At 59.0% G+C, this 23,422-nt stretch carries 23 protein-coding genes and 1 pseudogene; 9 read left to right on the top strand and 15 right to left on the bottom strand.

Translation table 11 applies throughout. The features are described 5' to 3' along the window. Positions 1-321: 321 nt before the first annotated feature. The 5 genes from NKJ89_RS06215 to NKJ89_RS06195 all read right to left on the bottom strand — a co-directional run bounded on the left by NKJ89_RS06215 (position 322) and on the right by NKJ89_RS06195 (position 5,230). Positions 322-1,128, bottom strand: coding sequence for a LysE family translocator (locus tag NKJ89_RS06215; RefSeq protein WP_352600854.1), 807 nt, complete (start codon positions 1,126-1,128; stop codon positions 322-324). Between the two features lie 349 nt (positions 1,129-1,477). Further along, positions 1,478-3,010: an FAD-dependent oxidoreductase gene (locus tag NKJ89_RS06210; RefSeq protein WP_352600852.1), complete on the bottom strand. Its 1,533-nt coding sequence runs from the start codon at positions 3,008-3,010 to the stop codon at positions 1,478-1,480. An 83-nt stretch (positions 3,011-3,093) separates the two neighbouring features. Then, on the bottom strand, positions 3,094-3,966 hold the full coding sequence (locus NKJ89_RS06205) for a ferritin-like domain-containing protein (RefSeq protein WP_352600850.1): 873 nt from the start codon (positions 3,964-3,966) through the stop codon (positions 3,094-3,096). A 404-nt stretch (positions 3,967-4,370) separates the two neighbouring features. Continuing rightward, on the bottom strand, positions 4,371-4,655 hold the full coding sequence (locus NKJ89_RS06200) for a hypothetical protein (protein WP_352601137.1): 285 nt from the start codon (positions 4,653-4,655) through the stop codon (positions 4,371-4,373). Between the two features lie 314 nt (positions 4,656-4,969). Further along, the gene (locus NKJ89_RS06195; protein ID WP_352600848.1) at positions 4,970-5,230 is read right to left on the bottom strand and encodes a hypothetical protein; all 261 of its coding nucleotides are present in this window, start codon (positions 5,228-5,230) and stop codon (positions 4,970-4,972) included. A gap of 11 nt (positions 5,231-5,241) precedes the next feature. Here NKJ89_RS06195 and NKJ89_RS06190 point away from each other — a divergent pair, with 11 nt between their 5' ends. From NKJ89_RS06190 to NKJ89_RS35715, 3 genes and pseudogenes are all read left to right on the top strand, one after another. Next, entirely contained in the window at positions 5,242-5,535 is a 294-nt protein-coding gene (locus NKJ89_RS06190; protein ID WP_352600846.1) for a hypothetical protein, read from the top strand. 606 nt (positions 5,536-6,141) lie between these two features. Further along, positions 6,142-7,059: a hypothetical protein gene (locus tag NKJ89_RS06185; protein ID WP_352600844.1), complete on the top strand. Its 918-nt coding sequence runs from the start codon at positions 6,142-6,144 to the stop codon at positions 7,057-7,059. Positions 7,060-7,156: 97 nt separating this feature from the next. After that, a pseudogene (locus tag NKJ89_RS35715) lies at positions 7,157-7,261 on the top strand (CsbD family protein); the annotation flags it as partial. A 32-nt stretch (positions 7,262-7,293) separates the two neighbouring features. Here NKJ89_RS35715 and NKJ89_RS06180 read toward each other — a convergent pair. Both NKJ89_RS06180 and NKJ89_RS35710 read right to left on the bottom strand, forming a co-directional pair. After that, on the bottom strand, positions 7,294-7,503 hold the full coding sequence (locus NKJ89_RS06180; RefSeq protein WP_352600842.1) for a hypothetical protein: 210 nt from the start codon (positions 7,501-7,503) through the stop codon (positions 7,294-7,296). Positions 7,504-7,554: 51 nt separating this feature from the next. Continuing rightward, the gene (locus NKJ89_RS35710) at positions 7,555-8,232 is read right to left on the bottom strand and encodes a DUF3606 domain-containing protein (RefSeq protein ID WP_502904092.1); all 678 of its coding nucleotides are present in this window, start codon (positions 8,230-8,232) and stop codon (positions 7,555-7,557) included. Between the two features lie 752 nt (positions 8,233-8,984). On the opposite strand from NKJ89_RS35710, the gene NKJ89_RS06170 reads away from it, so the two are divergent. Continuing rightward, complete coding sequence (locus NKJ89_RS06170) at positions 8,985-9,224, top strand: SOS response-associated peptidase family protein (protein WP_352600840.1); 240 nt, start codon at positions 8,985-8,987, stop codon at positions 9,222-9,224. A gap of 487 nt (positions 9,225-9,711) precedes the next feature. Here the strand turns inward: NKJ89_RS06170 and NKJ89_RS06165 are convergent, their stop codons facing one another. The 6 genes from NKJ89_RS06165 to NKJ89_RS06140 all read right to left on the bottom strand — a co-directional run bounded on the left by NKJ89_RS06165 (position 9,712) and on the right by NKJ89_RS06140 (position 16,528). Then, positions 9,712-11,346 carry an ABC transporter ATP-binding protein gene (locus NKJ89_RS06165; protein ID WP_352600838.1) on the bottom strand — a complete coding sequence of 545 codons (1,635 nt, stop codon included), beginning with the start codon at positions 11,344-11,346 and terminating at the stop codon, positions 9,712-9,714. Continuing rightward, positions 11,336-12,220, bottom strand: a complete 885-nt coding sequence (locus tag NKJ89_RS06160; protein ID WP_352600836.1) for an ABC transporter permease — start codon at positions 12,218-12,220, stop codon at positions 11,336-11,338. The genes NKJ89_RS06165 and NKJ89_RS06160 overlap by 11 nt, the downstream gene beginning before the upstream one ends. Continuing rightward, on the bottom strand, positions 12,217-13,263 hold the full coding sequence (locus NKJ89_RS06155) for an ABC transporter permease (RefSeq protein WP_352600834.1): 1,047 nt from the start codon (positions 13,261-13,263) through the stop codon (positions 12,217-12,219). The genes NKJ89_RS06160 and NKJ89_RS06155 overlap by 4 nt, the downstream gene beginning before the upstream one ends. A gap of 91 nt (positions 13,264-13,354) precedes the next feature. After that, positions 13,355-14,962, bottom strand: a complete 1,608-nt coding sequence (locus NKJ89_RS06150; protein ID WP_352600832.1) for an ABC transporter substrate-binding protein — start codon at positions 14,960-14,962, stop codon at positions 13,355-13,357. 118 nt (positions 14,963-15,080) lie between these two features. Further along, positions 15,081-15,434 (bottom strand): Rieske (2Fe-2S) protein, encoded by a 354-nt coding sequence (locus tag NKJ89_RS06145; RefSeq protein WP_352600830.1) that lies wholly within the window; start codon positions 15,432-15,434, stop codon positions 15,081-15,083. Positions 15,435-15,445: 11 nt separating this feature from the next. Then, positions 15,446-16,528 carry an amidohydrolase family protein gene (locus NKJ89_RS06140; protein ID WP_352600828.1) on the bottom strand — a complete coding sequence of 361 codons (1,083 nt, stop codon included), beginning with the start codon at positions 16,526-16,528 and terminating at the stop codon, positions 15,446-15,448. 130 nt (positions 16,529-16,658) lie between these two features. Between NKJ89_RS06140 and NKJ89_RS06135 the strand changes: the two genes are divergently transcribed. The 3 genes from NKJ89_RS06135 to NKJ89_RS06125 all read left to right on the top strand — a co-directional run bounded on the left by NKJ89_RS06135 (position 16,659) and on the right by NKJ89_RS06125 (position 19,568). After that, a complete protein-coding gene (locus tag NKJ89_RS06135) occupies positions 16,659-17,516 on the top strand; it encodes a LysR family transcriptional regulator (RefSeq protein WP_023758498.1) in 858 nt (285 codons plus the stop codon). A gap of 91 nt (positions 17,517-17,607) precedes the next feature. Then, positions 17,608-18,684 carry an FAD-binding oxidoreductase gene (locus NKJ89_RS06130; protein ID WP_352600826.1) on the top strand — a complete coding sequence of 359 codons (1,077 nt, stop codon included), beginning with the start codon at positions 17,608-17,610 and terminating at the stop codon, positions 18,682-18,684. A gap of 356 nt (positions 18,685-19,040) precedes the next feature. Further along, on the top strand, positions 19,041-19,568 hold the full coding sequence (locus tag NKJ89_RS06125; protein ID WP_352601133.1) for a YciE/YciF ferroxidase family protein: 528 nt from the start codon (positions 19,041-19,043) through the stop codon (positions 19,566-19,568). 176 nt (positions 19,569-19,744) lie between these two features. Here NKJ89_RS06125 and NKJ89_RS06120 read toward each other — a convergent pair whose 3' ends face one another. Next, on the bottom strand, positions 19,745-20,344 hold the full coding sequence (locus tag NKJ89_RS06120) for a cupin domain-containing protein (protein WP_352600824.1): 600 nt from the start codon (positions 20,342-20,344) through the stop codon (positions 19,745-19,747). A gap of 162 nt (positions 20,345-20,506) precedes the next feature. Then, positions 20,507-21,325, bottom strand: coding sequence for an exodeoxyribonuclease III (gene xth / locus NKJ89_RS06115; RefSeq protein ID WP_352600822.1), 819 nt, complete (start codon positions 21,323-21,325; stop codon positions 20,507-20,509). A 417-nt stretch (positions 21,326-21,742) separates the two neighbouring features. Between xth and NKJ89_RS06110 the strand changes: the two genes are divergently transcribed. Both NKJ89_RS06110 and NKJ89_RS06105 read left to right on the top strand, forming a co-directional pair. Beyond that, complete coding sequence (locus NKJ89_RS06110; RefSeq protein ID WP_352600820.1) at positions 21,743-22,627, top strand: hypothetical protein; 885 nt, start codon at positions 21,743-21,745, stop codon at positions 22,625-22,627. Between the two features lie 305 nt (positions 22,628-22,932). Continuing rightward, positions 22,933-23,154 carry a hypothetical protein gene (locus NKJ89_RS06105; protein WP_352600818.1) on the top strand — a complete coding sequence of 74 codons (222 nt, stop codon included), beginning with the start codon at positions 22,933-22,935 and terminating at the stop codon, positions 23,152-23,154. Positions 23,155-23,422: the final 268 nt, after the last annotated feature.

Here is a 23,422-nt window from a genome sequence, read left to right as displayed (position 1 = left end):
GGACTGAGCGACGCTTCACGATCAATTCGTGCTCTTCGTCCTCAGAGAGCCCTGACGGCTCTGCATTGATTCAACCTCCGGTCTACGTCAGGACAGACAAACCTGGCATCCGCTTCGGGTCAGTCATGCCGAAGGTGCCTCCGAGCATCTCCTGAAGTGTACGAGGCGTGGCCCTAAGGCCCTAAGGAAACAGGCGGTGGAAACCTGCTTGTCTGCTGTGGAAGGCAACATGCCCGCTCAGGAGGCCCGCAAGAGATTCGAGGCGAAGAGAAGATGTTCCTCCCCCTGTAGGGTCTCCGGCGCAATTCGGCAGCGTTAGATTCAATGGCTTGCTCCACCACCAAAGGCCATTCGGAGCCCGAGGCCGACAATGAAGAAGCCCGCGATCCGCTGCTGCCAAAGCCTTACGCGGGGATGCGCCATGATCCACGTCCCTATGCTGCCCGAAGCCATGGCATAAGTTCCTAACACGAGTACGCCCGTCAATTTCTGAGTGGCGCCCAGCAACAAGAGTTGGAGCGTAATCGAACTTCCATGCGGGTCCACGAACTGGGGCAGGAATGCAACCATGAAAGTGATGGGCCAAGGATTGATTAGATTGGCGATCATGCCTTCGCCTGCCGCCGCAAGGTGCCCGGGCGACCTCCCATCGTGCTGGGCAGGGACATGCGCGGCTGTGAAAATCAGCCGAAGCCCGAGCCAAATGAGATAGGCCGCTCCCATCCATTGGAGCGCAGCGAACGCGAGCGGTGAAGCTCTAATGAGAGTAGTGAGGCCAAGCGCGATAAGGGGCAGTTGCACCATGCCCGCTCCGACGGTCATCCCGAGCACAGTGAACAGCGCAACTCCACGGCCCTGCGCAATTCCGCGCGCCATCACAAGCATGCTGTCCGGCCCCGGTGGCACTTGCAGTGCGATGACCGTTCCGACGAATGCTATCCAGAGGCCAGGATGCACGGAATGTTCCTCTCGAACGCGGATGACTGCAACTAGGATGCATACGCCGCTGGTCAACGGCAGCGCATCGTGACCTGTCTGACATACCGGCGGTCTTTCGGCGGATCGTGCGCTGAAAGAACGGAAGAGGTTTGCGGCGAAAACCGCCGCAGTGCCGACTATAAGCATCATCGAAGGCTCCAACGCTGGCGCTGTCTGCTTGGTCTTAGGGCGTGCAAGGGTGCGAGCGAAGGCGCCAGCTGCTCTTCCATGCGCCGTCGGTAAGGGCCAAGGGTTACATTCGCAATCCAGGCCCCCGATCAATCCGAAATGCGGCTACTATCGGACGAGCAATTTCGAACAGACCAGCGAGGGATTGCTCGAACAAAACCGGCTCGACATACCGGGCCTTCGCTGCCCGAGAATGCGGGGCATGCAGCCCAGTGCCATTAGGCGAAACACGGCTTGTCCACCAGCAAAAAGAGCACGCCACAACAAGCTGGCTTATGCCGTCCGGCTGATCCGCCTCTGACGTTTGGCATTATGACTTCGGCTGAACCAGAGATCGGGTCGCTGGGCCGTTAAGTACCGTCCCGTCCGGCGCGAACTGCGAGCCATGGCAGGGGCAATCCCAGCATTGCTCGGTGGAATTCCAGTGCACGATGCAGCCAAGATGGGTGCAAGTGGCTGATCGCCTGTGCAACTTGCCGGCGCGGTCGCGGCACACGGCGAGTTTGCTCAAGCCGTCCTGAAAGACGCCGCCTTCTCCGGGGTTGAGATCCCTGGCCGATTTTATCTGGCCGGGTAGCAAGTAACCGGCGAGATTCTTCACCGTCGTGAGGTTCTCATTGATGTAATGCGTGAAGGCAGCGGGCGGCGTCCGGTCGGGAGCATAGACGGCTTCCCACGGATTCGATCCGTCGACGATCAGATCACGGATCAGCCGTCCGGCCAATGCACCATGCGTCATGCCTTGGCCGGAGTCGCCGGTGGCGATGAAGACGTTGCCGTTGCCCGGGCTGCGGCCGATGAAGCCACAATAGTCAATGGTTTCGAGAACCTGACCTGACCATCTCGCTCTTTCCGCACCAAGATCGGGCACCAGCGCTCTGATCCAGGCCTCGAGCGCCGCAAAGCGCGCCTCGCCATCGTCCGTCTCGCCCGATCTATGATCGCGACCGCCCGCAATGAGACAGTCGGTCTTACCAGACCCGCGGCTGAGGCGGACGTAATAATAGGGGTCGTCCATATCCCAGTAGAGCGCGTCCGGGAGAATTCCCCCGGCGATCTCGAAAGCCATCGCATAGGTGCGATAGGGCGCCATCTTGCTGTGGATTTTGACCCAAGTGTTGATCGGAGAGTTGGTTGCAAACACCGCGTTCAAAGCCGTGATGGTTGAGCCGCTGTCGCATTTGAGGCGAATTTGCTTCCCCTCCTTGATTTCGACGACGGCGCTGTGGGCGAAGGCCTTGCCGCCTCGCTTCTTGAAATCAGCAAGGAGGGCGCGCAGGTACTTCAGCGGGTGGAAAGTGGCCTGGCCCGGATAGCGCAGGACGGGCGCCGATTGATGACCCTTGAGCGGCACGCCCTTGCCACGCTCGACTTCGACGCCCGTCTTTGCCGCAGCCGCATACTCCTCGTTGCATCGTCTGGCGGCCTCCTTCTCATCCATCCATGCGGCGGGGAAAAGGAACCCCTCCAGTCGCCGGAAATCGCAGTCGATTTCCAGGCTGGCGACATGCTGTTCGATCCGGTCGACCGCGGCTCGCTGGCTTGCCTGAAAGCCGCGCGCCAGAGCTTCGCCACGCATCTCGACCAGCGCGCTCAACCCGTCGTCGCAGATGGGCGCCAGATGGGCGGTCGTGCGCGAGGTCATGCCGCCGAGCAAGGGTCCACGATCCACGAGCACCACTTTGCGTCCCGCCAGTGCCAGTTCGTAGGCAACCGAAATCCCGGCGATGCCAGCCCCAATCACGGCCACGTCGCATTTCTCGTTTTGCTCAAGACGGGGAGCGGTGGGCAAGCTGGCGTCAAGCGCCCACAAAGACTTCGTCGCTTCGCTGCTGACGTTCATCGCGTTCTCATCGGGACGAAAACGGATGAAGGGGATATCTGCCGACGACAGTCATATTGTGGGTGTCCGACAGGTTCCATCATTTAAGTGCTCCTGAGCGTTCCGTTCATCCCGTTTGGGTAAAAACCGCCCATGCTCACTCCGGGTTGATCGGTCAGATAGACAATGCGCAGCACCTCTTGCGGTGTTCTTGTGAAGGCGATCGCGTCTGGCGTCGAAGGAACGAAGTTGGCTTTGCCGTCGACATAGATGCCTTGGTCCTTGTCGTCGGGCCCGTCGATCTTGTCCCGCGCGTCGGAAATCGCATTGGCAGCCTTCCAGGCCTTCTCGCCCATGCGATAGAGCGAAGACCGCGCCATTCCCATGTGGTAAGCTTCGACCGCGACAATACCGGCTGCAGCAGCCAGGAACTGCTTGTTCTTTAGAACGGTTGTCGCTCCAGCGTAGGCCGTTACACCCACATCCTCAAACAGCATGCCCCCGAGCACGAAATTCATCTGGTTGCCAAAGGGGTCGAAGTCCGCACCCAGGCCTGCAGCCTTCGCCACTGCAGCAAAGCCGGCATCAAAATCGATTGCCGGCCGGTCGACGGCGTCCGACCCAAGCGTCTTGCGATAAAACCTAACATGGGCAAGTTCGTTTTCCGCGACTTCCCGCATGAATTCACCGAGCGCGGGCGTTTCAAAGGAAACCTGTTTGCCGCCAACCACATCGCCGGGCTTGGAACCGGCATCTGAATCCTCGATGCCTTTTCCTGTGGTACCCCGAAGATAGTATTCCGCCTCCATGTATTCGAGGTTGAGTGAAAAGCGGAAGATGTCTTCGTCCTTGACGTCATCCTGCGCAAAAGCAGGCGAAGCCGGAGCAAGGTCGATGGTTGAAGCGAGGGTTGCTCCCAGGCCAATTTGCAGTGCCCGGCGGCGACAGACGTGAAGCGAAGGCGTGACATCGATCATAGCTTCCTCTCAAAGCCCGCCTGGCCATCGTTTTGGCCCCAAGAGCGAGCCGTTCAACCAAACTTCGCTAAATGCCTAATGTTCCGAGAAGACCCAGATCTCCCGCCCCAGAGGCAAGGCAGGTCATCGAGGCGCAATCCTTTTCGAAATGGTCAGGCTGCGATCAGCATGGTGGCTGCGTCCGACCGCGTGGAATAGGTAAGTGCTCATCCAGTTCCGGCTCGCCCAGCGAGCCCGTCGCGCATCCACTCAATGGTGATGCTGCCGATCAGTTTCGCAACTCAATCGGCTTGAACAGCGACGCAGGAACAAAGGCGTTGGGCAATCGCCGACGAAGCACGCCATCCATTCACGACCACCGAAGCCGGACTCGATGTTCGTCTTCGGTGGTTGGCAGCGCTATTTTAGCTGCCCATCTTCTTGGCCATTGCGCAAAAATCCGCATGCGCCTTGTTAAGCGTGGTGTCGCCACAGTCTTTCAGCACCGCCGTTCGTTCGTCGGGTTTCATGGCCGTCCACGCGGTCTTGAAATCCTTTTCGGACCTCAATGTCTTCATACCGGCATCGGTGAAGAACGGCGACATTTTGGCAGGATCGTCGAGCGCGGATGTGCCGGTTGTGGAACCAGCCATCGCCACACCCCCCATCGATGCGAGCGCGATTGCAGCAACGAGAAGTTTCATGCTCATTTTAACCTCCTTCAGGTCAACAAGCTTGTCGTGACTGCACGAGGGAACGTGCGCTTGACCACCTGGTTCCGGCATGGATAACGTATATTTTAGCAACGTCTTGATAGCGAAAAGCTTGGCCGGAGACGGCCTCGCCTGCCGTCTTATGACGGCCAGGGCGCGCACTTAGGCAAAGCCTGATGCAGACGGCTCACATACAACTCACGAGTGCTCTAACCTCATGGATGTGACCGCTTCAAGAGTTCGGCGCAGCTCGCTCCTATGGCGGGGCTTTTCGTCCTCTTCAGCTACTGGTCGTCGTCGTGCGGAGGCTTCTAGCCCTTGAGGGAATGGGCTTGGCCGACCGGGTGGAACGCCTTCGCGCAGCCCACAAGGTGTGCTGGCGCGATAGGGAGGCCGGCACGCTCTAAACCTTCGCGGACGCAGGCCGCGTCGGCCGGTGCTCGGGGGCTTGAGGGGACACCCAGCGATGGCATTTTGAGCAAAATTAGCAATGACTCGATTAATCCAATGGCAGTGAGCAGGATCGGGAACATTTTAGCTGAGTTGCATGTTTCAATCACGATCACGATCATGAGCGATTTGCATGGCCCGAAAACCGAAAGTCGGAGATGAGATCACGCTATCGGCCACCATCCTGAAGGTGATGGAGGACGGCGTTTCGAGCGTTAGTGTGCCGACCTATAATTTCCCGCTTGCCATCGACACGCCGCAGAAGGCCAAGGTAGGCCAGAAAGTCGAAATCAGTGGTTTCGCGACGCGCGTCGATCAAGAGGACGGCAAAGTCACCATTCGTATCGATGGATGCGGTCTCGTCACTGTCGATATGGATTCCATCGCCGAGGTCTCACCGACATCGCGGGTAACCGTGCGCGAGTAGCGCGCGAAACCTGCCTGCGTAATAACACAATATGGCGGTGGCGAACGTATGTTAGCTTGTGCTTGCGGCGACGCGCCCGGCTGGAGCCTTGGATGCAACCCACCCGCCCGAAAGGCGCCGGCCCACCTGGGAACTTCTCGCGATCGCTGCCTACGAGCCGAATGCGATGGCGGCTATGGAAACGCGGTCCGCGCAGGACAGCCTTTTCTTACGCCTAACCTCCTGAACAGCCTCAAGCCCCTGGAACTTCCCAAACGATTGAGTCTTATTGCCCACCAAAACAATGACGGGCCCAGCCAAGGCTCTCGACAAGGCGGCGCGACACAGGCGCGGTAAACTCCGCACGTATCGAGGGGCAGATTCCACGACAAGGCACCGCTTGCCGTCAGCCGGGTAACTTGCGTGCCTGGACCAATCTCGCGCAGGAGAGTTGCCGCATAATGCCCAGCGGCAGCTTTGGAACGAAAACCTTTATGGAGAATTGTTACTTCGTCTCAGCACCTTTTAAAGGAGGTAGTTATGGGTCGAGGTATCTTGCTTTGGTTGCTTGGAGTGCCGATCCCAATCATCATTCTGATTATGCTTCTTGCGCGGTAGGGGGTGAAAATGGGAACCGTGGTTTCATCGACAGACATCACGCCGGTCACTGAGTCATCCTCATCGGCCGTCAGCTGGGGGCCGATCGTCGCGGGCGCTTTCGCGGCCTCGACGCTGACGGTTATTCTGATGCTGGTCGGCTCCGGTCTAGGACTGACCATGGTTTCGCCCTGGACCGGAGCGAGCGCTTCGACCACGACCTTCGCGGTTTCGGCGGCTGCCTGGCTTGTCGTCGTTCAATGGCTATCAGCTGGCTTAGGCGGCTATCTCACCGGCCGGCTGCGCACCAAGTGGGTAAATGTCCACACCGACGAAGTCTTTTTTCGTGACACCGCGCACGGTTTCCTTGCGTGGGCGCTGGCAACATTGCTTGTTGCCGGCGTGCTGGGCTCGGCTCTTTCGGCGGCGCTGGGCACGGGTGTGCAGGCTGCATCCTCCGTGGCGTCAGGCGCCGCGACGGGGGCAACGACAGCAGCCGCCAATGCGGCTACGACAGGTGCCCCACCTTCTGGCATCTGGACCGGCTATTTTGTGGATTCTCTGTTCCGCGCGGCGGCCCCCGCCGCAGCGCCCGCCAATGAACAGAACGGCGCCACCGCTACGGAACAGGCGACGCGAATCCTGCTGGCGGGGGCGGCAAATGGCCAGATATCGCCTGAGGACAAGGCCTATCTGGCGCAACTCGTCGCCGCCCGCACAGGCCTGTCGGAGGCCGATGCGAAGGCTCGAGTGGATGCGGTGATCGCCAAAGTCGACGACACCAAGGCCAAGGCCAAGCAGGCGGCCGATACAGTAAGGAAAGCCACTGCGTCCTTCGCACTTATAGGCGCATTGTCGATGGTTGTCGGCGCCTTCATAGCGAGCGTTGCAGCAGTGTACGGTGGCAAGCAGCGCGACGAGGAGGAGGCCCTCGTTCTGACCCGTTGAGTCCGGATCGCATCGGCCGGCGGCGGGTTTGGCCTCACGGGTCAATTCGCCGTCGGTCGAGCCTATGAGCTGATCGAAGCCAAGGAGAATGAGTCCTGACGAATTGACGGGCAATCGCGACCAACTGCTGGGGCGTATCCAGGAGCGGTATGGGATCGCCAAGCAGGAAGCAGTGCGGCAGGTTGATGAGTGCAGGATCTGAATCGCGAACGCGAGCCTCGGCCACTGACACGATCACAGAATTTTGCTGGTGAGTTCCAAGACAATGAGTGAACCATCGGGGGATTCACCTTCGGGCAAGTGCAATACCCGCAAAACGCGCAGATTGGTGTGGGCTCCGTGGAGCGACATTGAAATGCTCTCGCCGATACGTGGCACCACCTGAAATGTAATATTGTCGATGAATTGGCTATCGTCGACCGAAACGCGACATTGAACGGACATCACAAGAACCTCCCAAAAATGTACGCGGCCAACCCGGCGCGGCGATCCGATTCATAAACGGGGCGACCTGACTTTGGCCTGTTGGTCTCGCGCTAATCGCGTGCCAAGCGCTTTCGCCTCGCGCTCAAGAGTTTCACGGTCATTCCCATGCTTGGCGACAAGTTCGCGGACCTGCGGGATGGTGAGACCGAACTTGCTGGCGAAATAGCCAACCTCATACTCCTCGTCGCCCGCCAGTCTGTCTCTATCGCCAAAATCCCGCTTGCTCTTGTCGTCGGCCATCTCGGCATCTCCCTTGAAGGTTCTGTCCCTCGATGAAGTTCCCGAACTCAACGCGCCGCCAGACCCTTGGTTGCTTCGCGGACTTGCCCGGCCGGGTTTTGCCGAACTTCTGATATGACCAAAAAAGCCCGCATCGTTGCCGATGCGGGCGTTGAGTTGGCGCAAGATCATGCGCTGTCGGTAGTGTCTCAGTTTGAAATTTGACGGGATGCAATATGCATTTCCCATATCGGGCCGACCGCCTATATGCTTAGCGGAAAGCATGGAGCGACAATGGCCTTCACTGTCATCTGGTATGGAAGGCAGGGCATCATCGATAAGGTGATCTTCGACGCCGAGAAGGCGGCCAAAGACCACGCTACCTCCATGTTCCAGACCCGAAAGGGTGACGATGGAATCGTATCCGTTGAAGTTCGTAAGGACAACGGCACTGTCGTTTTTAGCCATGCGGAGAACTAGGAATGCCCACCGGACCTAAAGGCCAGAAGCGCCCCGCCGACGTAATCGGCAATGCCGTCCTTCAAAACGTTGTCACCCGGGCCCTAGTTCTGGATCGCTGTGCGGTGACATGCAAAAGGCATATGCAGTATTTCCGCAACCGCGGGTGCAAGATCAGGAATGTGCCTGCGCGGCAGAGGCCGCTGGCAAAAGAAACGCTTCGCTTCCGGGAGCGACGATCATCCAGCCTCACGATTGACCCGCAACCTGGGCGGAAAGGTCGAGTTCTATCCAGGCTGGCGCATGATCACCCGGCTTTTCCCAACCTCGCACGTCAGCTTCCACGCCGGCATCACGTAGCCTGTTCGAAAGTGATGGGCTGACGAGGAGTCCATCCCGAGGCCGGGACTCCGATCATAACCGCCCCGGTAGGAGAAGTTCCAATAGGTGTAGAATGCCTTTCTCCGGATGGATGCGACGAACGGCATCGATCCAGCCGTTACCAAGGCGATCCATCGCGGCGTCGGCAACCCGACGACTCGTTCCCGCTTTGTGCCCATTTTGGTCTTCCCCAACGTGACGTGTGAGCTTGGCCGAATGTGCGGACGTGTTTTCGCAAAATCGATGATCCGGACATGGTACGGCGCTTCGAGTTCGCCCACCCTTGCGACGTCGAGTTGCTGAGCAATCGCTTCCGGTGATGGAACGGACGACCGGCCGATACATAGCCGGTCATCATTCGCGAAGAGCTTTCCACCAGCATGGCCGGCTTCGTGTCTGCCAAATGGGCCTGGTTCCCGCCTGGGCGTGCGATGGAAGCGGCCGGCCACCGCCCGTCAACGCCCGCTGCGATGGCCGGCATCTGGGAAGAATATGCCGATAAGTTCACGGGCGAACTCATCCGCACGTTTGCCATCGCCACATGCGAGCCGAACGAATTGATGGCGACAATCCATGATCGATTGCCCGTGATCCTGGCTCCTGAAGACTATATGCGCTAGCTCGGGCCCGAGCCGGACCCGCGCGACCTGATGGAGCCGTATCCGTCGGACCTCATGAATTTGGCCGATCGCCTATGTCGGCATGCCGACGTCATCGACGAGATCCGGGTGGGGCGACTCTGAAAAGGTGTCGCAATGGCCAAACAGCTCTCACAGGCTGAAATCGAATGCCTTCTGACGGCAGCGGAAGCGCTTCACCGGGGCATCGTCAAGCCGCTGATATCACCAGGGTGCGATCACTACCGCGCTACTCATGAACCGACGCGACCGCGCTGGCTGCAGTCGGCGCAGCCGCGACAATCGCGCCGTCTTGCTGGTCGCGCTCTCACGTGGGAAAAAAGTGTCACGATCGAACGCACAGTCGGGTGATGACCGTGCGGCATCTCTCGTTCCAGTGTTATGCGGCCTAGCAGTCGCGGGGTGTTCTGGCAGCAGGACGGATGGGTGCCTGGTGGACGGGGTTCTCTTCCTGTCCACCTTGCGATCCCTAACAGATTTTCCGACTGGCCAGCAGCGTTGTGAGCCAGTCCGGATTCATTTCCGGTATGGACGACAAGAGCCGTTCGGTGTAAGCCGGATGCGGCGGCGTAAGAACTTCGCTCTTCAAACCCTGCTCAACGACTTTCCCCTGGTGCATGACGACAATTTCGTCGGCTATCGCCCGTACGGTGGCAATGTCGTGAGTGATGAAGAGGTAGCTCATGCCGAAGTCACTTTGCAGGCGCATGAGGAGCTTTAGGATTTCCTCCTGCACGATCTGGTCGAGCGCGGACGTAATCTCGTCGCAGATGATGAGATCCGGATCGGCCGCAAGCGCCCGGGCAATGCAAACGCGCTGTTTTTGGCCACCCGACAATTCGGCCGGCAGTCGGTCCAGGTAAACTTCGCTCATCTCGACCATATGCATGAGTTCGCCGATCCGGCGATTCCGCTGCGCACCGCTAAGGCCGAGGTAGAATTCAAGCGGTCGCGCTATGATGTCTTCGACCGTCTGGCGCGGATTTAGCGCGTTGTCGGGCGTTTGATAAATCATCTGTATGCGGCGCAGGACCTCCTTCGGGCGCATCTTCAAGCTCTTCGAAAGGGGCTGGCCGGCAAAAGAGATCGACCCCGAAAGCAATGGCAGAAGGCCGGTGACGACCCGAGCGAGGGTCGACTTTCCGGACCCGGACTCGCCGACCACAGCCACCGTTCTTTCGCGTGGAACTTTGATGGAGACATCCTGGAGCACTTTGACGGTTCGGGCATAGGCCGCGGTTACGTGGTCTATCGTCAGCAGATACTCGTCGGCCGGAACTTCGGGCTTCGCGAGCTTGCGCACAGCCCAGAGCGTTTTGGTGTATTCCTGGGCAGGCGAAGCGAGCATCTGGCGTGTTTCAGCCTCCTCCACAGTGAGCCCGTGGCGCAGAACCATAATGCGGTCCGCCATTTGCGCTACCACCGCCAGGTCATGCGTCACGTAGATTGCGGCCGTATTGAATTCCTCCACGATGTTGCGAATGGAGGCAAGAACTTCGACCTGCGTCGTCACATCGAGCGCGGTCGTTGGCTCGTCGAATACTATGAGCTCCGGACGACAAGCCATAGCCATTGCGGTCATTGCTCTTTGCAACTGCCCGCCGGAGACCTGATGAGGATAGCGAAAGCCTATGGTCTCCGGGTCTGGGAGCTGAAGACGTCGATAAAGATCGACGGCGCTCCGGTTTGCCTCTTCCCGGCTGGCAATTCCATGCGCCACCGCAGTTTCGACGGTTTGTTCCAACAGCCGGTGGGCCGGGTTGAAAGAGGCCGCCGCGCTTTGCGCGACATAGGCGATGCGGGAGCCCCTGAGGCGACGGCGCACTGTTTCACTGACTGCCAGAAGATCAATCCCGTCGAACAGGATCGAGCCTTGTGTGATCCGGCAGCCCGGCTTGGCATAACCCATTGCGGCAAGGCCAATGGTGGACTTGCCGGCGCCTGACTCGCCGATCAGGCCGAGAACCTCCCCCCGCTTCAGCGTCAGATCGACCCCGCGCACAATGGGATGCCACCGCTCGTCCGAGAACCCCTCCACATGCAGATTGCGGATCTGCAGTAGATCCTTTCCTTTTTCGCGCGGGCCTGGACCGCTATTTTTCATCCCGCAATCCGCTTGTTGCGTGCAGGAACCAGTCCACGACGAAATTGACTGACACCGTAAGGAGAGCGATCGCGCCGGCCGGAAGGAGCGGCGTGACATCTCCGTAAGTGATCAGGGTTGCGTTCTCGCGCACCATCGAACCCCAATCGGCGGTCGGCGGCTGAATACCGACGCCGAGAAAGGACAGCGCCGCGATGGTGAGGAATACGAAGCAAAATCGCAAGCCGAACTCTGCGACCAGCGGCGGCATTACATTGGGAAGGATTTCCTTGGCGATGATCCACCTCGCGCCTTCGCCGCGCAATCGTGCCACCTCCACATATTCCATCACGGCCACGTTAAGCCCAACGGCGCGAGAAAGCCGAAAGACACGGGTGGAATCAAGAAGGGCAATGATCACAATCAGGCTGGTGATCGACGAGCCGAAGATCGACAGCAGCACCAGCGCGAAGATCAGACTTGGGATCGACATCAACACGTCCACCGCACGCGACAATATCTGGTCGACCCATCCCCTGTGCAACGCGGCAAGAAGACCGAGCGAGACGCCAACCGCGAAGGACAGCAACGTGGTCGCGACTGCAATAGCGATGGTGTTGCGCGCACCGTAGATCAAGCGGGTGAGCATGTCGCGGCCGAGCTGATCGGTTCCCAATTTGAACTCCTGGCTCCACGGCGCGAAGGCTTCGCTGAAGACCTGAGTCTCGCCGTATGGCGCTATCCAGTGCGCGAGGACCGCAACAAAAACGTAGCCGAGGATCACGACGATACCGAACCATGCGCTGAAGGGTGCCCTCTTCAGCGCCGTTGTCGCTCGGGTGGCACGCGAGCGCCTCAGCCTTTGAATCGCCGCGATAGGTTCGAAGCTGGTCATCGTGGATGCAAGAGCCTGGGGTTGGTGGCGATGGAGATAATATCGGCTATCAGATTGAGCAGGATGTAGGTCGCGGCGAAAATCAGGGCGCAGGCCTGAACGACCGGAACATCCCTGGATTTCACCGCATCAACCATCAACTGACCGATGCCGGGATAGACGAACACGACCTCGACCACGACCACTCCAACGATGAGATACGCCAGATTGAACGCCACCACGGTGACGATGGGAGCCCAGGCATTGGGCAGAGCATGCCTCAGCACGATCACCATCGGGGACATTCCCTTGAGGCGCGCCATATCGATGTAGGGGCTTGCCAACATGTTGATGATGGCCGCTCGGGTCATGCGCATCATGTGGGCCACGATCACGAGCGTAAGGGTGATTGCCGGCAGGGCCACTTTCCAGACGTGGTCCCAAAACGGCGTCTGGTCGTTCACATTCGACAATGTCGGAAATTTGGGAACAGCATTGAGGGCCCAGCTCAGTGAGACTGCAAGCCAATGCGGCAGCGATTGAGCGAAATCGGATCCGATGAACGTATCGCGCGAGATGACCAGGTAGGCCAGCATATAGGCGACGAAAAACTCCGGGAACGAGATGGTTGTCAGCGTCACAGCATTCACCAGCCGGTCGAACCAGCCGTTGCGGTACAGCGCGGCGAGAATGCCGAGCCCCAGGGCCAGCGGGACTGCAATCAGCGCAGTCACCGCTGCAAGGAACATCGTATTGTATAGCCGTGGCGCGATGATCTCGGCCACGCTACGCCGGTATCCGGTGCGGCTCGCAAACGAGGAGCCGAAGTCACCGTGGAGCATCTGCGCGACCCAGACAAAATAGCGTTCGACAGGTGGACGATCGATGCCGATTTCTCGCTGGAATGCGGCGACCGTTTCGGATGTCGCCGATTGCCCGAGCGTGGCCTTGGCGAAGTCGCCGGGGAGCATCGCGATCGCAGAGAAGATAATGATGGACACGATGAACAAAGTGATGAGGCCGAGGCCAAGCCGCTCCAGAACCGTCCTTGCGACAGGGTTCATGCGCGTACGTCTCCTTTTTGGGCGGCAGCCCTTGCAACAGCCAGGGAAGCCAACCGGAGCCTCACAGTCAACGCGGCTCCGGCCCGCGATCTCATGCAGTGGCGATCCACCAGCGTTCGGCCATTTTCAGGCCATCGTTCTCCCAATTGGGCGCCACTTCGCCGTGTGCGAGCTTTTTGGATTGAGCGCTGACGAAATTGTTGAAGACCAGCACGATGCTGCCGCCATCATCGTGGGTTAGCTGCTGCATCTCCGCATACATCGCCGCTCGCTTCACCTCGTCCGTCTCGGCGCGCGCTTGGACAAGCAATTCGTTGAAGTGGGGATTTTTCCAGAACGACTCATTCCAGCTGGAGTCCGCGGCGAAGGCTTGGGTGAACATCCAGTCGGCCGTCGCTCGACCGCTCCAATAGGAAGCGCACCAGGGTTTCTTGAGCCAGACATTGTCCCAATAGGCGTCCTCGGCCTCACGCACGACATTTACGTCGATGCCACATTGGGCTGCCGTCTCGCGAATGAGCGAAGCCGCGTCCACCGCGCCTGCAAAAGCGGCATCGGCGACCGAGAGATCCACTTTCAGGTTCTCCATTCCGGCCTTTTTCAGGTAGTGCTTGGCTTTTTCCGGATCAAAGCTGTGTTGCGGTTGCGGATCCTTGGCGAACTTGATCGCTGGCGCGATCGGGTTGTCGTTGGCCACGGTGGCGTGGCCGAGAAAGATCTTGTCGACGATCTCCTGACGATTGATCGCCCATTTCAGGGCCATTCGCACGTCCGGATTATCAAACGGCGCCATCGTGACATTCATCGGCAAGGTATAGTGACCGTAGCCAGTGACTTCGACGATTTCCACCTTGGGATTGCGTTTGAGCATGCCGAGAGTCTTCAAGTCGGCGCGGCCGATATAGTCCACCTCCCCCGTAGACAATGCCGCCATGCGAGCGGCAAGATCTGTAATGGCGATGAACTCCACCTCGTCGAGGTATGGTTTACCGTTCTTGAAGTAGTTCGGATTGCGCTTGAGTTTGGCCGAAACGCCGGGCTGGAAGTTCTCGATTACGAAAGCGCCCGTGCGAACGCCTGAGGCCCAATCCGCCTTGCCGTCCTTGGCTGGCATGATGACCAGATGGTAGTCACTCATAATGTAAGGGAAATCGGCGTTGCCGCTCTTGAGCGTGAAGACCACCGTTTCCGGGCCGTCCGCCTTGATCTCGGCGACGGACTCCAACAGCGACTTCGCCGCCGATTTGGTGTCCTTGCCCATATGATATTGCAATGAGGTCACGACGTCATCCGCCGTCACGGTCCTGCCGTTGTGGAAGGTTGCGGCTTTGCGCAGCTTGAAGGCCCAGGTTTTGGCCCCATCCGAAGATTCGAAGCTCTCGGCGAGGTCCGGTTGGACATTGCCTTTGGCGTCGACCTCAGTGAGGCTGTTGGACAGCGAGCCCGAAAATGCGGTTTGTGTGAACGTATCGGGGTAGCCAGCCGGATCGATTGAATCTGTCGTCGCGCCGTGAGCCATGCCGAGCTTGGCGAAGCCGCCTTGCATCGGTTCGGCCCGCGCCGTGGCGACGAAGAGCCTGTCGGCGGCGGCGACCGTCAGGCCTGCGGCTATCCCAAGATGAATGAAGTCGCGGCGGGAAGCTTTGCCGCCACCGATCAGGCTTTGCGCGATACCGAGCTTGTATTCAGATTCTGACATTTGACTCTCCCATTGCGGGTTCTCCGCGTTATTTTTTCAAGCACCTGCGAACAAATCTGCTGGTTGGCGACGGCCACCTTTCCTCGGATTTTTCCAATCCCAATCAGCTTTGGGCCAATCAGGCCGTCACATAGATGCTGCCGGCCTCGACGGTGACTGGAAATGTGCGAGCGCGAACGGTCGGATCGACCAAGGCCTCACCTGACTTGATGTCGAATTCCCAGCCGTGCCAGGCACATCGGACGATCTCGTTTTCGCGATGATAGATGAATTGCGCCTGTTCGACGGGCGCGGTCGTTCCACACTGCGGTCCCTCGCAAAGTGGAGCGCCGCGGTGCGGACAAACATTCAGCAGCGCGTGGAATGAATCCCCGACGCGGAAAACGCCAACCGAAAGGCTGCGGATCTTGGCGATAAAGGGAGACCCGGATTCGATTTCGTCGACGCGGCAGATGTAGGTCTTTTCGGGCATCACATGGTTCCTCAGGCGGCATTCGCCGCTTGCGCGCGCGGGATGCGCTTGTAGACCTCCAGCGCATTCATTCCCATGATCTTGCTCTTCCAGGCAGGAGGGATCTGCAGCGTGTTTGCATCGTCGTAATCCCAGTGGGGATAATCGGACGCAAACATCAGCGTATTTTCGCCGTCCATCGCCTCAAGCGTGGACCACAGATGCTGGATGTTTGCGGGCTGTTCCAGCGGCTGCGTGGAAAAGCGGATGTTGCGCCGGCAATATTCCGACGGCAGCATCTTCAGCCATGGCGTCTCCTTGCGCAGCGCTTTGTAGTCGGCGTCCAGGCGCCAGAGTACCGATGGGACCCAAGCGACGCCGCACTCGATAATCACGAAATAGAGGTCCGGCCATTTCTCGAAGACGCCATGCGCGATCATGCTGGCCACGTGCGACATTGCCGACATGTGGAGGATAGCGTGGGTCTCCCAGAAGAACGTCGTTGGGGCAGGAGCGATGGCCGTTGAATTCACTCCGCCATGGCCGCCCAGATGGATGGCGAAGGGCAATCCTACTTCAGCGCAGGCTTCGTAAATCGGGTGGTAGAACGGGTCGCCGTATGGTTTGACGGATCCTTGGGAAGCGAGCACCTGCACCATGCGCGGGTGATTGCCAAGGCGACGTATTTCGGCGGCGGCGAGCTTTGGATCTTGTGGCGCGATGATGATCGAGCCCATGAAACGGTCGTCCTTCGGCAGCCACTGATCGATCTGGTAGTCATTGTAGGCGCTGACCAGGGCGCTGGCATAATAGGGGTTGGCGAGGGTTGACGCCTCGATCGGCTCATCACCCGTCAGGATCGCCACGTCGATCTTGTACTTGTCGAGGTGCTTCTCTTTCATGATGAGATAGTTATCGGCTTCGGTTTTCGGACGGACGTCCTTGCGGGAGAAATCCTGCGGATGAAACCAGGGACGATGGCCGTGCGGGAAGGCCCCAACGGGACCTGTCTTCTCGCCTTCGACGAACATGTCCTTCCAGAGGCCGGAAAGGTAGGGCTGCAATACCGTGGCGCTTGACCAGTAATTATGACAATCGCAGTCGATTATAAACACTTTGTTCCGCTCCGTAGCCTCGTCCGGCGATGCTGCCGGATCGCTGACTGGTGCAGCTTCCGCCTTGGGTGTCGTTTGATCAAGCTTATGAAACGTGCCAATATGATCGAGTTTTTCGATCGAGGGTTCAATGCAGCTTGATCACATCGAAACCTTTCTCGATATCGTCGAGTCGAGAAATTTCAATCGGACCGCGGATCGGTTGGGCCTGACCCAATCGACGATCAGCACCCGCATCAAGAACCTGGAGAGCGCAATCGGGTCCGAACTGTTCCAGCGTGGACGCGCCGGGGCAGAGCCGACTGCCGCGGGACGCCGGTTCGAAGCTTACGCGAGGTCTCTGCTCTCGACCTGGTCGCAAGCTCGCCACGACGTCCGGGCGTTCAACCGTTTCGAAGGCACCTTGCGCGTTGCCGCCCAAGTGGGCATGACCCGCTCAGTCCTACCCGGGTGGGTCGAGACACTGTGCCAGGTCCTTCCGAAGTCCTCGATTCATATCGAGTCGGATTACTCGAACCAGATGGTCAGCGACTTGAGCATGGGAAACCTCGATATCGCGGTGCTTTATGCCCCTCGCTACTTGCCCGAGATCGCCTACGAGCACCTGATGGTCGAGGAATATGTGATGGTTTCGACTGCCGCCAGAACGCTGTCGGATGTTGATCCTGACACCTACATCCGCCCAGGCTACACCGTTCTGCTGGAGAAAACGCACGCGGAGCTGCTGGCTCAATTGGCGATCTGTCGACTTTCGACCGGATCGGAAACGCTGGCGGAGATCATGCTTCGGCGAACGGGCGGCACTTGCTACATGCGTAGCGATGATGCGCGCCGGTTCACCGCCGAGCTTCCATCGTTCCTCGTTGAAGGAGCGCCGACGCTGCACCAGCCAGTTCACACGGCGATACTGGCACGTCGCAAACACGAACCGATCATTCGCAAAGGCATCCGAGCTCTCCATCTCGCCGTTATGTCGCTGGAAGTTTAATCGAAATTGGCGATCATAACGTTGGGTTTATACTGCTGTTTTATGGGATAAGAACTGGCATGTTCGCTCGACCGCAAAGCCGAGCCGAACAATGAACGCATACGCTTCCATCCAAGCATCCGATATCGCGCCCATGTTGCGTCAACGGCAATGGACACAAAAGACGCGAGACGTTGTGCTCTGCCGTCGCGTAATCGACGAGACGCACGATGTGAAGACATTCGTTCTCACGTCTGCCGCGGATCGGATGTTCTGCTTCAGCGCCGGCCAGTATGTTCTCGTGCATCTCAGGATTAACGGTGCCGCGATGACGCGCTCCTACTCTGTATCATCACCGCCGACTCGACCGCTTGATCTTCAGATCACGGTGAAACGAACGCCAGGCGGGCTTGCTTCCAACTGGCTCCATGACAATGTGAGGCCAGGCAGCGAGATCGAGATCGAAGGGCCGCTCGGTTCGTTTAATCTTGATGAGTTGCCGGCTCAGAAACCCGTTTTTCTTTCGGGCGGTAGCGGCGTGACTCCGGTTATGTCCATGCTGCGTGCACTTACCGATCGCGCGGATGACAGGGAGATCCGCTTCATTCACAGTGCGAGAACGCCAGGCGACATCGTCTTCCGATCGGAACTGGAAGCACTTGCCGCTCGCTTTCCCAACGTTCAAGTGACTTTGATTTGCAGTCAGGGAGGTCCCGCTTGGACGGGTTCAACCGGCCGAATTGGTGGTCGGATGCTGCTGAGCCTGGTTCCCGATCTCCACAAGCGCACCGTTTTTGCCTGTGGGCCCGAAGGATACATGAAGACGGCACGCGCCTGTCTTGACGTAATTGGCCTCCCGCCGGCCCAGTATCACGAGGAGAGTTTCGGAGGCAGCAACGGTTCGCGTTCGGAAATGGGTTCAGCGGTTCCGTCTTCGGTCCGTTTCGCCCGCTCGGGCCTGGAGTATCAATGCACGCCTGGAGAGACCCTGCTGGAGGCGGCACGGAATTGTGGCATCTATATACCGACCGCTTGCCAGCAGGGCGTTTGCGGAACGTGCCGAATAGCCAAACTATCCGGCGAAGTTGCGATGGACGACCTAGGCGGACTGAACGCTGAAGAGAAGTCGGCCGGCTATGTCCTGGCATGTTGCAGCCGCCCACAAGGAACGGTTTTGCTCGACGTTTAGGCGTTGGCCGTGCGCACGCATTTGCGCCCGGGTCTGGCCTCAAAATGAGGCCGCCGCCGCCTTTCAGCCACGCGGTATTGTCGGCTCGTTGCGCGGCCGGACGCGCGCCCGTCGGGGTCGGTGATCGCCATGGACACGCGTGAGTTCGTTGCCGGAGGCTGAGTGCCCGCGGCTGAAGGCTGAACCATTCGATGCCGCGCCTCCAAAAACGATGGATACGGCCAAACGCCGAACTGACGCCGAAGTGTCATGGACGACTCATTTAAATGGGCGGCAAGGGAACTGCCAGCTTCTCTCCGAGTTGGAAAAAGCCCACGACGGGTCATTTCAAACAAGCCAACAAGGAGCACACAGCAATGGCAACCACCAAGAAGGCAAGTGCGAAGACCAAGAGCCTTGAGGATCTGTTCCTCGACGGTCTCAAGGATCTCTACTACGCCGAGAAAAAAATTCTGAAGGCCTTGCCGAAGATGGCCAAGGGCGCGGATGACGGGCAGGTCACCGCAGCCTTCGAAAAGCATCGTGTCGAAACCGAAGCCCAGGTGGAACGGCTTGAGGAGGTTTTCGAAATCCTCGGCGCGGCTGCGCGCGGGAAAACCTGCCCCGCCATCGACGGCATTCTCGAGGAGGGATCCGAAATTCTTGAGGAGTATGAGGGTTCGACGTCGCTTGACGCCGGGCTCGTCGGCGCCGCGCAGGCTGTCGAGCACTACGAGATCGCGCGCTACGGCACTTTAATTGCGTGGGCCACCTCCCTTGGCAAGGACGATATCGTTGAACTTCTGAGCGCGACCCTCGAGGAGGAGAAAGCTACAGACAAGGCCCTGACGTCTCTGGGCGAAGCCGGCGTGAACGACCGGGCGGCCGAGCTGAAAGCGGCTTGAATTGAGACGGTTTTCAATGGTCCCGGCGCGTCCGCCGGGACCATTTCTATTGCAGCATGGAGAACCGGGGCACTGCCGTGGATTGGCGCAAACGGACCACTCCGGAACCATTGTGGGATGTCGCCGTCGGCGCCTGTAGAGCGTCGCTCCTGCGTCTCAATGTTCGCACTTCGTCGTCATTTCGGCCATACTGACAGCAGCGGGCCTTTGCTCCCATAGACCGGATCCTTTCGGGGACGGCCAACCCTGGGAATCGTTTGCAATGCCCGCTCATGTTCCTGGGCTGTCGTGCATTCGTCATAAGTGCCCGATGCCGGATAAGCACCGACCACCAGAAAGTCATCACTCTCGCCGAGGCATTGGTGTCCGGTGCCGGCCGGTAGAACGGCCACGTCGCCAGCCTTCAAGGATAATATCCGGCCCCTTTTGCCGCCGAACCGAACCCTGCCGGTTCCGCGCGCAACCCCAAGCACCTCGTGTATGCGGGAATGATAATGAACGTAGTGATAGATACCGTCGCGCCAGCTGTCACGCCAGCCATTCACCTCGAAAAGCTCTTCCAGCACGGCCGCGAGGTCGAATTGCTCCATCGGCTTCACGGCGCCACGATAGACGACAAGTGGCCAGAACGGATGGTTCGGCACAAGGCCATCGTCCTTGAACCGAAATTCGAGCGGTTTCTTCAACCTCACCAGTTCCGCGAGTTCTTGCGTTCTCGGTCGGCCAATACCCGTCGCCAGCTCGGCCGCCTTCTTTACGCTTTCAAGAATACCCACGGCTATCCTCGTTGGATTCTAGGGGCCAGATAGAGCAGTAAGGACGCCTCCGCTCTTGTCTCAACAAATCTCAACTGGCGGCCCCGCATTTTGTTCCTTTTGCCGGATGGCCGTGGTCCGCGCCGCGATATCAAAGAAACGCTTCGCTTCCGGGAGCGACGATCATCCAGTCTCACGATTGACATGACCCGCAACCTGGGCGGAGAGGTCGAGTTCTATCCAGGCTGGCGCATGATCACTCGGCTTTTCCCAACCTCGCACGTCAGCTTCCACGCCGGCATCACGTAGCCTGTTCGAAAGTGGTGGGCTGACGAGGAGATGGTCCATCCGGAGGCCGGAACTCCGATCATAACCGCCCTGGTAGGAGAAGTTCCAATAGGTGTAGATGCCTTTCTCCGGATGGATGCGACGAACGGCATCGATCCAGCCGTTACCAAGCATTTCAGCGTAGGCTTGCCGGCTCTCCGGAAAGTAGACTGCATCGCCCAGCCAACGCCGTGGTACCACGGCATCGATCGGCGTTGGCACGACATTATAGTCGCCGCAGAGAACGCTCGCGACACCTTCCCTGAGCAGTAGCTTACCGTAGCTGATCAGACGGTCGAACCAGCGGAGCTTATAGTCGAATTTCGGGCCGGGCGCTGGATTGCCGTTGGGCAGATAGAGGCAGCCGACCACAATTCCATCCACCTCGGCCTCGATATACCGACTGTGGGTATCATCGGGATCGCCCGGCAGGCCGCGTCGACGTTCCACCGGCTCCCTCCCCCGGGCGAGTATGGCCACACCATTGTAGGACTTTTGCCCGTGCCAGATCGCGCCGTAACCGGCGTTCCTGATGGCTTCGGCGGGAAATTTGTCGTCCGAGGTCTTCAATTCCTGAAGGCACACGATGTCGTGGTCGTTCTGACCCAGCCACCTGATGAGCACGGGCAGGCGACCGTTCACGCCGTTCAGGTTGAAGGTTGCGATGCGAATCATCCGAGTTCTCGACAAACTCTTGGTGAGCAAGAAAGACTTGGCTGTTGATCCTCAGTGCTGTTTGAAGGACTTGGCGAGCTCCTCAATCTTTCGCCAGTTATTCCCGTAGCGACGTACCGACTCCCGCGCCTGCGCTGCTGGCAGATCATGTGTCTCAATGACATGTCTCGCCTCTGCGTCCCCCTTTATGGGACGCGAACGAGCCTTTTTCGACCGCTCGGCTCTAGCCGCATTCTTGTCTGATATCGACATCGTTGATCCTCCCGGACCCTGCTTAAACTGCCAAGCGTGGGGAAAGTTTCACACCCGTCTTGGGCATTGGCATCGTTCAGGCGCCATATTCCTGCGGACTTGCCCGGCTGATGAACCTTTGGCCCTGCGCCGCGTTCGCATGCAGCGAACTCGGTTGATTTTACAATGACGGACCCCAACGCTCGTCCTGCGCCGCACAAACAGGATGCAATTGGTGCCGAAATCGGCTTTGCGTACGATCGAATGGCGGTCGAGCGGTTTCAACAAGCTTTTCCGCGTGCCAGGTGGAGCGACGAGCGCAAGAGCTGGTTCGTGCCCGGTAAGACAGCGGCCCGGCGGATCGACCGCTGGCTGGAGCAAGAGGCGGCATTGCGGGCGCCCCATGACGAGAGCAAGGGACGAGATGCCTTCGCCTTCGACCCGATATCGAGCCCGTATCTGGAAATCGCGGATGACCTGCGCATTCGCACGCCCTATTCCAAGACGGTGCTTAAGGAACTGCGTGCTGTCCCGTGGGCGAGTTGGGACGATGAGTTGCGGGCCTGGAGAGTTCCATTCCGCTCATATGAGGCGCTCCGGCGTCACTGGCCAAGCATCGAACAAGCTGCGCAGCACGCCGAACCGGAGGAAAGGAAACGGCGACTTGCGGCCACCAGAAACACGGCAGCCCATCAAGCCGCACAACAGCGGGCTGGTGAACGCCGGCGCCATCGCTATCCGTTGCCACTTCAGGATCTGCCTACTTTGGGCCGCGCCGTCGCAACCGTACAGTACGGGATAGTCGTCTTCACTGAAATTTCCGGTGAACTCGTTGAGCTATCTGACGCAGCCACCTTCTATCCCCATGCGATGCCTGCGACAGGTGATTTCGTTTGGGGCAAGTGGCGTTCGGCAACCCTGGCCGAACTTGTGAGCACATGGCCTGCTCGGTCAGCCGCCGGGCCGAGCGAACGCTTCAGAGGCTGGTGGAGACCAACCCTTGCTGAACTTAGACTTGCTCGTCGAAATGCACGCAGCAGCGAGCGTAGGAGGCGAAGTCACGCGCCTTAGATACCCCGCCCGCATTCGTTTTGTCATTGCTGCATTGCTGGCGTCGCCGAGCCTTTACTGACTGCGGCGCTAAACACGCAGCCGCGCGTCGGCCGATATCGGGCACGAGTAGGGACGCCAAGGGCTCGCTACGGATAATGACCTCCTGCTCGACCGGCGGGGGATCGTCGAGATCTTGTCGGCACGACAGGGCCGACGATTGGACAGTGAGGCCCAGGGCCGTCAGGGCTTCTCACGAACAGCAGGGAACCAAAGGCAATCGCAAGCGGTTTACCAATCGAAGGGGCCGTAATGGACGCGGAATAATGAAACTTTTGGATATGGAATTGGCGCGAGCCCGACAGCGACTTAACCGAGAGGAGCTTGCCCTCGAAAATGCCAACGAGATGCTGGATGAAAACTGCGGCGTCGGCATCAATATCGCGCTCTGCAACAGGATACGGGCTGCGCAGCGGCGCGTGGTAGAGGCCAGATCGCGGTTGACGAAGATTGATCACGGCAAGGCAAACACAATCCGCACAAGTTGATCCTTGCGGCCTTTGATTGGACTACGACCCGCGGCCGGTCGAACACGTTGCGGCCATGCCAACGTCTTCCTGGCCTCGGCGACCGCTGTTGCGTACCCGCGCATTGACTGCCCATTTCGACGGGTCAAAGGTCAAAGATCGCATCGTCGTTTTTGATGTAAAGTCAACTGAGCGGCGAGCCGAACTGGCGCCTAACACCAAGGCCCGCTGCATCGAGGGAGAGCGGCTGGCTGATGCAGAGCTGTGGGCGGTTTCCCGCGACGAGACA

Origin of the sequence: Mesorhizobium sp. M0047 (assembly GCF_040323315.1) — a bacterium.
In the GTDB taxonomy this organism is placed as follows: domain Bacteria; phylum Pseudomonadota; class Alphaproteobacteria; order Rhizobiales; family Rhizobiaceae; genus Mesorhizobium.
The sequence above is the reverse complement of the archived record's forward strand: the minus strand, read 5'-3'. Positions and strand labels throughout refer to the sequence as shown.

Bases quoted from the DNA above. Each gene is read 5' to 3' on its own strand.
- NKJ89_RS06135 (WP_023758498.1), top strand. From the start codon at position 16,659: ATGCAGCTTGATCACATCGAAACCTTTCTCGATATCGTCGAGTCGAGA.
- NKJ89_RS06170 (WP_352600840.1), top strand. From the start codon at position 8,985: ATGGCCGGCTTCGTGTCTGCCAAATGGGCCTGGTTCCCGCCTGGGCGT.
- NKJ89_RS06215 (WP_352600854.1), bottom strand. From the start codon at position 1,128: ATGATGCTTATAGTCGGCACTGCGGCGGTTTTCGCCGCAAACCTCTTC.
- NKJ89_RS06195 (WP_352600848.1), bottom strand. From the start codon at position 5,230: ATGATCGTGATCGTGATTGAAACATGCAACTCAGCTAAAATGTTCCCG.
- NKJ89_RS06125 (WP_352601133.1), top strand. From the start codon at position 19,041: ATGGCAACCACCAAGAAGGCAAGTGCGAAGACCAAGAGCCTTGAGGAT.
- NKJ89_RS06155 (WP_352600834.1), bottom strand. From the start codon at position 13,263: ATGAACCCTGTCGCAAGGACGGTTCTGGAGCGGCTTGGCCTCGGCCTC.
- xth (WP_352600822.1), bottom strand. From the start codon at position 21,325: ATGATTCGCATCGCAACCTTCAACCTGAACGGCGTGAACGGTCGCCTG.
- NKJ89_RS35710 (WP_502904092.1), bottom strand. From the start codon at position 8,232: ATGGCTAAAAACGACAGTGCCGTTGTCCTTACGAACTTCAACGGATAC.
- NKJ89_RS06145 (WP_352600830.1), bottom strand. From the start codon at position 15,434: ATGCCCGAAAAGACCTACATCTGCCGCGTCGACGAAATCGAATCCGGG.
- NKJ89_RS06150 (WP_352600832.1), bottom strand. From the start codon at position 14,962: ATGTCAGAATCTGAATACAAGCTCGGTATCGCGCAAAGCCTGATCGGT.
- NKJ89_RS06105 (WP_352600818.1), top strand. From the start codon at position 22,933: ATGAAACTTTTGGATATGGAATTGGCGCGAGCCCGACAGCGACTTAAC.
- NKJ89_RS06185 (WP_352600844.1), top strand. From the start codon at position 6,142: ATGGGAACCGTGGTTTCATCGACAGACATCACGCCGGTCACTGAGTCA.
- NKJ89_RS06200 (WP_352601137.1), bottom strand. From the start codon at position 4,655: ATGAGCATGAAACTTCTCGTTGCTGCAATCGCGCTCGCATCGATGGGG.
- NKJ89_RS06160 (WP_352600836.1), bottom strand. From the start codon at position 12,220: ATGACCAGCTTCGAACCTATCGCGGCGATTCAAAGGCTGAGGCGCTCG.
- NKJ89_RS06110 (WP_352600820.1), top strand. From the start codon at position 21,743: ATGACGGACCCCAACGCTCGTCCTGCGCCGCACAAACAGGATGCAATT.
- NKJ89_RS06205 (WP_352600850.1), bottom strand. From the start codon at position 3,966: ATGATCGATGTCACGCCTTCGCTTCACGTCTGTCGCCGCCGGGCACTG.
- NKJ89_RS06210 (WP_352600852.1), bottom strand. From the start codon at position 3,010: ATGAACGTCAGCAGCGAAGCGACGAAGTCTTTGTGGGCGCTTGACGCC.
- NKJ89_RS06130 (WP_352600826.1), top strand. From the start codon at position 17,608: ATGAACGCATACGCTTCCATCCAAGCATCCGATATCGCGCCCATGTTG.
- NKJ89_RS06165 (WP_352600838.1), bottom strand. From the start codon at position 11,346: ATGAAAAATAGCGGTCCAGGCCCGCGCGAAAAAGGAAAGGATCTACTG.
- NKJ89_RS06180 (WP_352600842.1), bottom strand. From the start codon at position 7,503: ATGTCCGTTCAATGTCGCGTTTCGGTCGACGATAGCCAATTCATCGAC.
- NKJ89_RS06190 (WP_352600846.1), top strand. From the start codon at position 5,242: ATGGCCCGAAAACCGAAAGTCGGAGATGAGATCACGCTATCGGCCACC.